General features: G+C 69.1%; 11 protein-coding genes. 5 read left to right on the forward strand and 6 right to left on the reverse strand.

What is annotated here, in order from left to right:
• Positions 1-257 precede the first annotated feature (257 nt).
• Positions 258-1,523, reverse strand: coding sequence for an SLC13 family permease (locus Q0066_RS06905; protein ID WP_298131436.1), 1,266 nt, complete (start codon positions 1,521-1,523; stop codon positions 258-260).
• 181 nt (positions 1,524-1,704) lie between these two features.
• Between Q0066_RS06905 and Q0066_RS06910 the strand changes: the two genes are divergently transcribed.
• From Q0066_RS06910 to Q0066_RS06920, 3 genes are read left to right on the forward strand one after another with little or no spacing between them, the layout of a single operon-like run.
• The gene (locus Q0066_RS06910; protein WP_298131437.1) at positions 1,705-2,046 is read left to right on the forward strand and encodes a hypothetical protein; all 342 of its coding nucleotides are present in this window, start codon (positions 1,705-1,707) and stop codon (positions 2,044-2,046) included.
• Positions 2,047-2,097: 51 nt separating this feature from the next.
• Complete coding sequence (locus Q0066_RS06915) at positions 2,098-2,709, forward strand: dihydrofolate reductase family protein (protein ID WP_298131439.1); 612 nt, start codon at positions 2,098-2,100, stop codon at positions 2,707-2,709.
• A 2-nt stretch (positions 2,710-2,711) separates the two neighbouring features.
• Positions 2,712-3,041 (forward strand): YciI family protein, encoded by a 330-nt coding sequence (locus Q0066_RS06920; protein ID WP_298131441.1) that lies wholly within the window; start codon positions 2,712-2,714, stop codon positions 3,039-3,041.
• Positions 3,042-3,077: 36 nt separating this feature from the next.
• Here the strand turns inward: Q0066_RS06920 and Q0066_RS06925 are convergent, their stop codons facing one another.
• The 5 genes from Q0066_RS06925 to Q0066_RS06945 form a co-directional block, all read right to left on the reverse strand.
• Positions 3,078-3,614, reverse strand: coding sequence for a hypothetical protein (locus tag Q0066_RS06925; protein WP_298131443.1), 537 nt, complete (start codon positions 3,612-3,614; stop codon positions 3,078-3,080).
• A gap of 66 nt (positions 3,615-3,680) precedes the next feature.
• Entirely contained in the window at positions 3,681-5,165 is a 1,485-nt protein-coding gene (locus Q0066_RS06930) for an alkaline phosphatase (protein WP_298131444.1), read from the reverse strand.
• 183 nt (positions 5,166-5,348) lie between these two features.
• Positions 5,349-6,551: a phosphoserine phosphatase SerB gene (serB, locus tag Q0066_RS06935; RefSeq protein ID WP_298131446.1), complete on the reverse strand. Its 1,203-nt coding sequence runs from the start codon at positions 6,549-6,551 to the stop codon at positions 5,349-5,351.
• Positions 6,552-6,635: 84 nt separating this feature from the next.
• Entirely contained in the window at positions 6,636-7,328 is a 693-nt protein-coding gene (locus Q0066_RS06940; protein WP_298131448.1) for a response regulator transcription factor, read from the reverse strand.
• A complete protein-coding gene (locus tag Q0066_RS06945) occupies positions 7,325-8,476 on the reverse strand; it encodes a histidine kinase (RefSeq protein ID WP_298131450.1) in 1,152 nt (383 codons plus the stop codon). Before Q0066_RS06945 ends, Q0066_RS06940 begins: the two co-directional genes overlap by 4 nt.
• A 130-nt stretch (positions 8,477-8,606) precedes the next feature.
• On the opposite strand from Q0066_RS06945, the gene Q0066_RS06950 reads away from it, so the two are divergent.
• Together Q0066_RS06950 and Q0066_RS06955 are read left to right on the forward strand one after the other, a co-directional pair.
• A complete protein-coding gene (locus tag Q0066_RS06950; RefSeq protein ID WP_298131452.1) occupies positions 8,607-9,530 on the forward strand; it encodes a hypothetical protein in 924 nt (307 codons plus the stop codon).
• Between the two features lie 152 nt (positions 9,531-9,682).
• Positions 9,683-12,382 (forward strand): PEP/pyruvate-binding domain-containing protein, encoded by a 2,700-nt coding sequence (locus Q0066_RS06955; protein ID WP_298131454.1) that lies wholly within the window; start codon positions 9,683-9,685, stop codon positions 12,380-12,382.
• The last annotated feature ends 46 nt before the right edge of the window (positions 12,383-12,428 follow it).

Raw genomic sequence — 12,428 nt, forward strand, 5'->3', positions numbered from 1 at the left:
TCCACCCAGTTGCTCTTGTCAGAGTGCAGATCGACGCTTGGGGATGGCTCCAGGTCGTAGCCGACCCCCCACTGTTGACGTTCCGCCGCCCGTGGGATCGGGAGCCTCAGTGCGCGATAGGCGATCTCCCGCATCCGCCGGAGGACCTTGTTGCTCTCCGCCAACCAGGGCAGACCGACGGGAAAGACGTGATCGAGGATCGTCCGGGGCGGCCTGGCTATGGCTGGCCAGGCGTCCGGCCGCTTCCCGCACCGGCTCTAGCTGAGCCAGGTCGGGAGGGCTGCGACGAGCCAGGCCAGGCCCGGGCCGATGGCGCACATGAGGCCCGCGTAGCCCAGCATCTGGCGGTAGTAGGTGTCGCGGACACTGGCGTCCACATTCGCCAGCAACATAGCGCCGTTGGTCGAGAACGGGCTGATATCGACGATGGTCGCCGAGATGGCGAGGGCGGCCACGAAGCCGGCCACGTGCACCTCGCCGGAGGCGAGGAAGGGCACCGCCAGCCCGATCACCACGCCGATGATGCCGAGCGAGGAAGCCAGCGCCGACACCAGCCCGGCGATGTAGAACAGCAGCAGCGCGGCGATAAGTGGAGCGCCCAGGCTCATCACCGCGTTCGACACCCACCCGACGGTGCCTGCCTTCTCGAGAATGTAGATGTAGGAAAGCACCCCCGTGATCAGCACGACGACCGACCAGGACACCTTGCTGAGCGCCGCGCGTCCGGCCTTCGGGTCGATCATCGCGAGCACGATGCCGACGCTGATCGATACAATGCCGATGTTGGCACCGAATCCGATAACCGCGACAGCCATCGCGGCGAGACCGATCAGGGTCAAGATCTGGAATCCGGTGAGTTTCTCCTTCGTGGGGATGTCGGCGGCCGTGGCCGAAGCCAGCGCAGAGTTCTCCCCTCCTGCCGGAACCGGTCCGGGCCGCTTATGCATCACCAGCCACACCACTGCCGCGAATATGAGGTTGAACACGAATGGCGCGACGAAGAGTGTGCTCGGCGAGGACTCGAAACCGCTCTTGATCAGGAAATCATTGATGAAGATGCCGTAGACGCTGATTGGCGAGAAGGCGCCCGCAAGCGCACCGTGCACGACCAGGAGCCCGGTCATGAACGTGTTGAGACCGTTGCGGCGCGCGAACGTCAGCGCAAGCGGTGCGATGATCGCCACGGCGAAAAGTGCGCCGAAGGCGATGAGCGCCGCAGTGAGGAAGAAGAAGATCCAGGGGGCCAGGACGACCCTTCCGCGGACGAGCCGCACGCACCAATGCACGAGGACGTCGATCGCGCCATTGTTCTGGGCGAATCCGAAGAGATAAGTGAGGCCGACCAGCGTGACGAACAGGTCGACCGGGAAACCTGCGAGAGCGTCCTTGACGCCGAGGCCCAACCCGAGGGTTCCGAACGCGAATGCGGCGACGAAACCCAGAAGTCCCATGTTCACGTCACGCCAGGTTCCGATCACGAACATGGCAACGAGCACGATGATGCTGACGGTTTCCAGACCCATCAATACTCCCAGCCTCTGTGATGTGAGCGACAGCGAGAGTTGACGGTAGCAGTCGGCATACCCGAGTCGCCTATTGACGGGTGGCGCGGATGAGACGGACGTCGAACCCTACGATCCGGCCGCGCGCAAGGCATATTGAGCCATCATCGTCACTTCTTCGGTGGCGCCCAAAGCCCCTACCGTGACTGTGGCGAGTCACTCCCGCCTCGCTGCGGCCAGGCAAGAGAGCCATCCTGGACGCGGCCGGAGGCGTCGCCGTGAGCTTCGGAATCTGGCCGGCGACGCGGGCATCCTCACCACCGTCGCGACGACCATTCTCGACTCCGACCTGGGCGTCACCACGCACGAGTTCTTCGGCGTGCGCGACGGCCTCAGCGCCGGCACCTGGCCGAGCAGGTTCGGGCTGCTCTGCGACGACTACGTGCCCGAGCCGACATGCCACGCGATCCGGGAGCTGATCGCCTCCGCCGGATCTCGGAAGAGGTTCGGGCGGATTGTCGCATCACACCCGCTCCGTTCGTAGCAGTGGAGAGGGTCGCCCGACCGGGGTGGCACGGAGCAAGGGAGCAGCACCATGAGCAGCACACTGACCGTCGACTTCTTCTGCAGCCTGGACGGCTACGGCTCGGCCCGCGGATGGCCCGGGTATTGGGGCAAGGAGGGTCCCGAGTTGATCGACGACCGGGTGCGCACCTTCGCGCAGGACCAGGTGCTCGTCTTCGGGGCGACCACCTTCCGGGAGTTCCGGGAGTTCGTGGTGGCCTTTGACGAGCCGTACTACGACCGCCTGAACGAGCTGCCCAAGATCGTGTTCTCCAGCACGCTCGAGCCGCCGCTGGGCTGGCGGAACTCCACCGTCCTCAACGAGGACGCCGTGACGGCGATCGACCGATTGAAGCACACCACGGATGTCCCGATGCGCTCGCACGGCAGCATCTCGCTCAACCGTGCGCTTCTCGCGGCAGGCCTGGTTGACCGTCTGGAAGTGATGATGTTCCCCGCCATCACGGGCCGGGCCGGCGAAGCCTCGCTCTTCCAGGACGGGGCCGAGTTCGATCTGGAACTCGTCGAGTCGACCGTGCTCGACGGCCGCACGCAGAAGCTGGTCTACCTTCCACACCTCCACGGGGCGGTTCCCGAGGGTGTCGGGCCGCGACTTCGGAGCACCGACGAGAGGAAGATCTGATCATGCAGTATCTGGTCAATGTGATCGACAGCCGCAGCAACTCGGGCACCGCCGACGAGATGGTCGCCATCGACGCGTTCAACGACAAGCTCCGTGCCGGCGGTCACTGGGTGTTCGCCGCCGGGCTGGCCGATCCGACGTCCTCGACCGTGATCGACGGACGCGGCGACACGCCGGTGATCACCGACGGCCCGTTCGTCGAAACCAAGGAGTGGGCGGCCGGCTTCTGGATCATTGAAGCTCCCAACCGCGATGTGGCCCTGGCGCTGATGACGGAGGGCTCGAAAGCCTGCAACCGCAGGCTCGAGCTCCGCCAGGTCCTCGCCGGGTGAGCACGACCCGGTCGCGAACGAATCGGGCCGGGAAACCTACTCGTTGACCAGCACCGGCACCCCGACGCTGGCCGAGACCGCCGCACCGGCAAGGTGGGCGGGCACCGCGATCTCGAAAGCGACCGACGGTTGATCCTCCGGGGAGTGGGTCGCATGGTCCGACTCATCGTGGCCATGACCATGGTGGTCGTAACTCGCCGTCCCGATCAAGGTGCCTTGGGCGTCATGGAAGCCGACCTGCACCTGCAGGTCGATGATCTCGCTGACGTCACTGGTCACCACCACCTCACCGCTCACCCGTGCACCGTCGAAGGCGAGGGCGTCGATGTGGAACCGGTCGTTGAACGGTCCGTCGACGAGTACCACCTGGCCTTCGCTCGGACGTGCCGTCTGCAGGCCGGGCATCGGGGTTTGGCGTGAGGTGGGAGCCGTCTGCGGGGCGGAGGCCGGCTCGCTCACCGGAGCCGGGGACACAGGAGCCTCGGACGGCTGTGGGGCGGCGCAGGCCGAGGTAAGGCCGAGCAGGGCGACGGTCACCACGAGGGTCGAGGTGAGGTTGTGCGGGCGGGACAAGCGGATCTCCTGGAGAGGGGTGCGGGGCGGGGCCAGCAGGCCCCGCCCCGTCCGTCGTCTGGTCGGTCAGGCGACGCGCAACGCGCGGGTGACGATGCGGAACAGGTCAGTGTTCTCGACCGTGCCCTGCAGTTGCTCGGAGCCCCGGCCGTAGGCGTAGATCGGGACATCGGCACCGGTGTGGTTCCCCGAGAGGTAGGTCAGCCAGAGGCTGGCCTCCGGGGTGCCGTCCTTGACACCGCGAGGATCGTCCGCGGTGCGGAACGTGGCCGGTGCGAAGTTGTGCGGATCGTTCGCGCCCTCGCCGTTGACGATGCCGGTGGAGCGCGAGCTGTCCTTGGTGTTGCCGGCAGGACGCGACGGATTCGAGTTGTTCGCCGGGTTGCCGGCGTCGACGTTCACCGGCGGGTTGGCCGCCTCGGCGTTGGTGAAGGTGCCCTTCTCGATGATGTTGAAACCGGCGCACTCATGGTCGGCGGTCACGATCACGAGCGTGTTGCCGTCGCGCTTGGCGAAGTCGAGCGCCACCTTGACCGCGTCGTCGAACGCTTTGATCTCGCCGAGGGTCTGCGCCGCATCGTTGGCGTGCGAGCGCTTGTCGATCAGCGCACCCTCCACCTGCAGGTAGAAGCCCTTGCCGTGTCGCCCCTTCGAGCTGTCGAGCAGCGAGATGGCCTTGGTGGTCATCTCGGCGAGCGTCGGCTCCTTCGCCTGTGGTGCGGACGGGTTGTCGGCCTTCGCCTTCTCAACGGTCAGGTTGCCGCGGTTGAAGAGGCCGAAGACCTTGCCACCACGAGCGCGACTGAGATCGGCACGGGTGGCGACCTGCTGCTCGGTGGGCGAGGAGAGAACCTGGTAGCCCTGAGCGGTCAGCGCCTTCTCATCAGCGGCGTCGAAGCGGGCGAGTCCGCCGCCGAGGATGACGTCGGCGGTGCCGTTGCGAGCTATCTGCTTGGCCACCGGGGTCACCCGGATGTCGTTGGTCGGCAGTTCCGTGCCCGTGATGTCGAGGTTCTGGCAGGAGGCCGCCGAGTAGGTCGGGCCCTGGCAGCCGCGCATCAGCACGTGGCTGGCCTGGCCTGCGGGCGTGGCGTCGGTGATCTCTGCGGTGCTGACGTTGCCGGTGCGGTAGCCCGCCTTCTTGGCGAGTTCCATCGCGGTGGCTTTAACGTTGCCCTTCGCGTCGACACCGAGCGCGGCGTTGTAGGTCTTGACGCCGGACGCCCAAGCGGTCGCGGACGAGGCGGAGTCGGTGACCAGGTTGGGCTTGAAGTCGCGCTGACCTGGCTGGCCGGAGTTCTCCAGCACGGAGTAGGTGCGGACGAAGCCATGAACCGGCATCGTCTCCATGTTGAGGCGTCCGGCGGCTCCGTAGAAGCGTTCCCGGCCCGCCGTCACGTGCGTACGGCCCATGCCGTCACCCAGCAGGTAAATGACGTTCTGGACGCCCCGTTGCCGGGGGTGCGCCTCGGCCGGCGTCGCCATCGTGACGGAGCCCGCCAGGACGGCCCCGACCGCCAGGCTCGCGGCCAGGATCTTCGTTCTCTTCATGCTGCTCCCAGGTGTCGTGGGTGGAGTGCGGCTGCACCTGAAGGACGCTATGAAAGCCGGACGAGCACCCACGGATCGCACGGTGAACGGCGAGTGACGACTGAGAAACGAGTTGGCGTGTCGAAGGCTGCCGCCTCCTCCGCGGGCCGGCGAGCCCCAGGGGTACGACGTAGACCCCGAGAATCAGTGCGCGCGGCCGGCGCCGCGCAGCGCCGCGGCTGCCTCCACCTCTTCTCGGGTCAGGCCGAGCAGGAAGAGGACGGCGTCCAGGTAGGGCACGTTGAGCGAGGTGTCGGCCGACGCCCGGACGGCCGGCTTGGCGTTGAATGCGATCCCCAGTCCGGCCGCGGCCAGCATGTCGAGGTCGTTGGCGCCGTCGCCGATGGCGATGGTCCTGGCCAGGGGCAGATGCTCGGCCTCGGCCCACTCGCGCAGCGTGGCCGCCTTCGCGGCTCTGTCGATGATGGGCCCGGCGATCCGGCCGGTCAGGCGTCCGTCGGCCACTTCCAACTCGTTGGCGCGGGCATAGGTGATGCCGAGTTCGGCGGCCAGCGGCGCCACCACCTCGATGAAGCCGCCGGAGACGACGCCGATCGACAGGCCCAGGTCGCGCAAGGTAGCGACCAGAGTCCGGGCACCGGGGGTCAGCCGGACGGCGGCGCGCACCTCGTCCAGGACACCGACCGGCAACCCGGCGAGCGAGCCGACCCGGCGGCGCAGGCTTTCGGCGAAGTCGAGTTCGCCGCGCATCGCACTCTCGGTGATCGCGGCGACCTCGGCCTGACGTCCGGCGTGGGCGGCGATCAGGTCGATCACCTCGTCCTGGATCAGGGTCGAGTCGACGTCCATCACGACCAGCCGGCGGCCCAGCCGGGCCAGCCCGGCGGCCGAGACCGAGACGTCGAAGCCGGCGCTGGCGGCGGCCTGCGCGAGTGCCGGACGCAGCTGGGCGGCGTCCACCTTCGACACCCAGAGCTCGACGGTGGTTAGCGGCGTCCGGGACAGCCGCCGAATCCGGTCGATGTTGCCGCCCAGGTCGGCGATCGCGCGTGCGGTGGTGGCCAGGTGCGCGGTCAGCAGCGGACGTCCGAGAACGGTCACGATGGTGCGGTTGTACCGAGTCGGGTTGTCGCCGACACCCTCCGACATGGCGACGCTGAGCCCGAGCCGCGCACAGGTGCCGGCCAGGTGATCGGCGACAGCCATCGCGGACTCCGGGGCGGTCGCCACCAGCAGACCGATGCTCAGCTGGCCGCGCACCACGGTCTGTTCCAGGTCGAGGATCTCGGCGTCGCTGCCCGCGACCGCGGCCATCAGCCGGTCGAGCAACCCGGGGGCATCGCTGCCGGTGATGGTCGCCGCCAACGAGTAGGTCGCATCGCTCACAGCCGGATTCTTCCACGCCCGCGGCGTCTCACCGGACGCGGTTCGGCGTCGCCCTGCCGTCTGGTCCACCACCCGGCGTCCGGGTCAGGTCCGGTCGCCGGGCCGCAGGTAGCCGCATTCGTAGCCGAGCACGACGGCCTGGACGCGGTCACGCAGATCGAGCTTGGCGAGGATCCGGGCGACGTGCGTCTTCACCGTGGCCTCGCCGAGGAACAGGGCCTGCGCGATCTCGGCGTTGGAGCGGCCCCGGGCCAGCAGTCCGAACACCTCCAACTCCCGTTCGCTGAGCTCGGCCAGCGACGCGGGAACCGTGCCGGAGGCCGGTGCCGGCGCAGCGACGAACCTCTCGATCAGCCGCCGGGTCAGCGCCGGCGCCAGGATCGACTCGCCGCGCGCCACCATCCTGATCGCCGCGACGAGTTGCTCGCGGGGCACGTCCTTGAGCAGGAAACCGCTGGCGCCGGCCGCCATCGCGGCGTAGACCAGCTCGTCCAAGTCGAAGGTGGTGAGCATCAGCACCCGGCTGGACGACCCGGCCGCGACCAGCCTGCGGGTGGCCTCGATGCCGTCGAGTCGCGGCATCCGGACGTCCATCAGCACCACGTGGGGACGCAACTCGGCGGTCAGCCGGAGGCACTCCACGCCGTCGGCGGCCTCGCCGACCACCTCGACGACGTCCTCCAGGTCGAGGATCAGCCGGAATCCCGCCCGGACCAACTGCTGGTCGTCGCAGATCAGCACGGTGATCGGACCGGTATCGGCACGTTGGGCGGTCATCGGATCCTCTCGCTGGGGTCGAGCGGAAGCCGCGCGACAAGCTCGAATCCGCCCTCCGGGGTGGCGCCGGCGTCCAGCGTCCCGCCGGCGGCGTGGACCCGTTCGCGTAGCCCGATCAGGCCGTGCCCGGTCGACGGCATCCCGGTCGCCCCCGCCCTGGGGGACGGCGCGTTGCGGACCTCGATCCGGAGCGTGTCGCCGTCACGGACGACCAGCAGCCGGGTGGGCACCGCGCCGGCATGTTTGCGCACGTTGGTCAGCCCCTCCTGCGCGATCCGGTAGACCGCCAACTGGACGCCGGACGAGAGCGATTCCCCCGCCCGGATGTCCGCCTCGATCGGCAGGCCCGCCTCGCGCATCGTGCCGACCAACTGGGTGAGGTCAGCGATCCCCCGCGCCGGGGTGAGGTTCCCGGCATCGGCGGGAGCCTCGGCCCGCAGCACGTGCAGCAGTTGCCGCATGTCGACCAGCGCCTCGCGGGCACTGCCCCGGATCGCCCGCATAGGCGCGGCCGCCAGGGCCGGTTCCTTGGCCAGCGCCGCCTCCGCGGCGTCTGCCTGGACGGCGATCACGCTTAGGCTGTGCGCTACCACGTCATGGAGTTCCCGAGCGATCCGGGCGCGTTCGTCGGCCACCGCGACCCGAGCCAACTCGTCGCGGTGCTGTTCGGCGTAGGTGGCCCGGGTGCGCCAGCCGCGGGTGCCACGTCCGAACAACCAGACGCCGCCGAAGACCAGGGTGTCGAAGGCGTAGTCGGAGCCGTGACCGAGCCATTCACCGAGAAATTGCGCGCCCAGCACGAGGCCGAGACCGAGCAGCGCCCTGCCCTCGTCACACTCCGCGGCCACGGTGTAGGCGACGATCAGGAAGACGACCAGTGCCCACAGGGTGCTCGATATGCCGCCGGCGAACAGTGCCTGCGCGACGGCTAGCGTCGAGACGAGCACGGCCACAGTGATCGGATAGCGGGTCCGCAGCGCGATCGCCAGCGTGCTGACGACCGCGATCGGGACCGTCACCGCCCACGGTTGCTCCTGGACCTGCCCGGTGAGCAGCCCGCCCACGGCGAGCACGCACAACGCCAGCGCAAGAACCCCGTCGATGACCGGGAGCTGCCCCAGCGTCGTGGGAAGAAGTCGCCGTGCCATAGGGTGATGCTAGGACCGCTGCCCGTCGGCACGGATCATCATCGCGGCGGAGTCGGCTCCGCCGTCAGGCTGATCAGGATCGGTGCCGCGACCGACGCGCCGGCCGAGGGTCGAGGCGCAGAGTCATGCCATGACGAACTCAGCACAGCGCCGCATCGCGGCGATCGGTCTGGCCGGCATCACCGCCGCCGCACTCGCTCTCGCCGGCTGCGGCAGCACCGGCACCACCTCGACCTCCGCGTCGCCCAGCGGGACTGGCTCGACCGGGGACTCCGCCCCTGCCGATTCGGGTCCCGCGCCGGAGGTCGTCCGCATCCTGGCGTCCGAGTGGACCTACACGATCACCGGCTCTCCGCACGCGGGTCTGGTCGAGCTGCAGGTCAGCAATCTCGGTGCGGTGACCCACGAGTTCGGTCTGGTGAGGGTGAGGGACGGCGTCACTCTCAGCCAGGTCAAGAAGGCTCTCGGTCGTGGTGAAGCGGCAGCCCGCGCGCTGCAGGCCGACCCCGACACCGAGATCACCTCGCCCGGCATCGCCGGACCCCAGGTCAACGAGCAGGTCGTCGTTCCGCTGGTCGCAGGGCACTACATCGTGACGTCGTACCTGCCCGATTCCGGACGCCGCAGTCAAGTGGACCGCGGCATGATCGGCGAGTTCACCGTGCAGGACGCGGCGGCGACCGCCCCCACACCACCACAGACCGTCGGCACCGTGACGTTGACCGACGACGCCATCACGATTCCAGCTGGTTTCGACAACGGCGGCACCTTCGAAGTGACCAACACCGGGACGAAGCCGCACGACCTCAGCCTCGCTCACCTTCGCGGAGCACCGCTGCCGGAGTACTTCCGATGCGTCGCCCAGAGCTACGCCAAAGGCACTCGCCTCGACGACTGCCCCGGTGTCCTGCAGGGCGGGGTGGGAACCCTGCAGCCGGGCGAATCGGCCTACCTCACCGCGGTCTTCGGCCCCGGCGAGTTCGGCTACGTCTCCACCCAGGGTGGCGGCGCCGACTTCCAGGCCGGCCTGAACGGCACCTTCACCAAGAGCTAGCCCTACCCGACGATCGAGTCGCCGGGATCCTGGTTTCGACCGACTGCCCTCGCTGGTCGAGCTTGTCGCGCTCTGGTTTCGACGAGCTCAACCGGCGGTGGGGCCCCGGATTCGCAGGATCCATCCGCGCCGAGCGCTCCTAGACTCCGACTATGACCGAACGTCATCTTTCGTTGGTCACCCCGCTGGGCGACCTGTCCGCCACCGACCTCTCCCTCGCCGGCGGCAAGGGCGCGAACCTCGGTGAACTGATCCGTGCCGGCTTCCCGGTACCGGACGGCTTCGTCGTCACCACCGCCGCCTATGACGCCTTCGTCACCGCCAACGACCTGGACGCCCGCCTCACCGCCGCCGACTCCGCTGCGGTCGTCGGTGCCCTGTTCCGCGAAGCGGCGATGCCCACCGAGATAGCCGACGCGGTGACCGACGGCTATCGCCGGCTCGGCGAGGGGGCGGTAGCCGTCCGGTCGTCGGCGACCGCCGAGGACCTGCCCGGGGCAAGCTTCGCCGGCCAGCAGGACACCTACCTCAACATCACCGGCACCGAGCAGGTGCTGGACGCCGTCCGTCGCTGCTGGGCGTCGCTGTGGAACGAGCGCGCCGTCGCGTACCGCGAGCGGGCCAGTCACGACGACGCGGCCGGGCTGAGCATCGCGGTGGTGGTGCAGCGCCTGGTGCCCGCCGAGGTGGCCGGGGTGATGTTCACCGCCAACCCGGCCAACGGACGCCGTGAGCAGACCGTGATCACCGCCGCCTGGGGGTTGGGTGAGGCGATCGTCGGCGGGCTGGTCGAGCCCGACGAGTATGTGGTCGACCGCGGCCAGTCGGAGCCCATCGCGTCCCGGCGAGTCGCCGAGAAGAAGGTGATGACGGTGCGCACCGACGGCGGCTCCGAGCAGGTCGCGACACCGGCGTCCCAGGCGTCGCGAGCCACCCTCAGCGACGCCCAGGTGCTGGAGCTGGCGGCGTTGGGTGAGCGGGTGCAGCAGCATTTCGACTGCCCGCAGGACATCGAATGGACCTTCGCCGAGGGCGTCTTCCAGCTGGTGCAGGCCCGTCCGATCACCGCGTTGCCCGAACCGATCGGTGACGTGCCGACCGAGTGGCCACTGCCCCGGCCGGGCAGCATGTACTTCCGGGCCAGCATCGTCGAGCAGCTGCCCGACCCGCTCACTCCGCTGTTCGCCGACCTGATCCGGGTCGCGGTGCCGGTGGGGCTGGACCGGCTGATGAGCAGCTTCACCGAGAGTCTGGCCGGCCTCGATATGGACTTCCCGACCATCAACGGGTACGCCTACTACGACTACAGCCGCACGGCGATGAACCGGCTCGTCGGGCTGACCCCGGCCGCGTTCCGGATCATCGCGCACCACGATCTCGTGCTGCGCCGGTGGCGTGACCATGCCCTGCCCGACTACCAGGACGCGGTCGGCCGCTGGGCCCAACGCGACCCGTCGGCGCTGCCGGCGTCCGAGTTGCTGGCAGCCGTCCGTACGCTGTTGAGCGCCGCCTGCATCTACTACAGCAACGTGCAGATGGTGATCCCGGTGGCGGCCACCACCGAGCTGACCTGGACGGGCCTCTACAACGCCGTGCTGCGCCGGGACGGCGATCCGCAGGCGTCCGATTTCCTGCTCGGCTTCGACTCGACACCGCTGCGGTCGGAGAAGTCGCTGCATGCCCTGGGCGTCTGGTGCCGAACCGTGCCCGGGCTCGCCCATGCACTGGATCGACTCCCCGCCGATGCGCTGTTCGGTACACCCCCGGACGGCGTCGCTGCGGCCGACTGGACGGCGTTCGGCGACCGGCTGACCGCACACCTGAAGGAGTTCGGCCACACCATCTACAACCTCGACTTCGCCAACGCCGTCCCGGCCGATGATCCGACACCGGTGCTCGAGTCGCTCAAGCACGCCATCGCCGGACGAGGCGCCGACCCCGCCCAACGGCAGCGTGAGGCGTCCGAGCGACGCGAACGGCTCACCCACGAGCTGATGGCACGGCTGGACCCGGTGCGTCGCAAGGCGGCTACCGCCAGCCTGAAAGCGGCACAGCAGTGGGCACCGATCCGGGAGGACGCCCTGGCCGCGATGGGTCTGGCTTGGCCGACGCTGCGTCGGCTGCTGCGCGAACTCGGCGGACGGCTCGCCGCGGCCGAGGTCGTCGGCCACCCCGACGACGTGTTCTGGCTGGCCGCCGCCGAAGCGGACGCCGATGCCGCCGCGCTGGACGCCGGAACTCCCCCGGCCACCGACCACCGGGCAGCCATCGAACGGCGCCGTCGGGAGTGGCGCGGGCAACAGCTGGCCACCCCGCCGCAATACCTGCCGGTGTCGCGCTGGATGGCGTTGATGGACGACATGATGCCGGCCCGCGACGGCAACCAGACCGGCCCGGTGCTGAAGGGCACCGGCGGCTCCGGTGGTCGGGTGACCGGACCCGCCCGGGTTCTCACCGGCCCCGAGGACTTCGCCGCGTTCCAGCCCGGCGAGATCCTGGTCGCCTCGATCACCACCCCCGCCTACACACCCTTGTTCGCGTTGGCCGCCGGGGTGGTCACCGACATCGGCGGCGTGCTCAGCCACGGGTCGATCGTCGCCCGCGAGTACGGCATTCCCGCCGTGCTGGGTACCGGCAACGCCACCAAACGGATCCGCACCGGCGACGTGATCGTCGTCGACGGCGGCACCGGAACGGTTCACCTCGACGAGGACGAGGAACCCGAGTTGGGGGCGACCCGACAGCTACCCACCTGGCTCCCCTGGGCCGCCGGCGCCGTCGCCACCACCGGTTTGGTGATCTGGCTACGGCTACGCAACTCCCGACGGTCGAGCTTGTCGAGACCCTCCTGAGCGATCCCGCCGCCCCGTTGGTCGAGCTTGTCGAGACCCTCCTGAG

The organism is Micropruina sp. (genome assembly GCF_027492755.1).
GTDB lineage: Bacteria > Actinomycetota > Actinomycetes > Propionibacteriales > Propionibacteriaceae > Micropruina.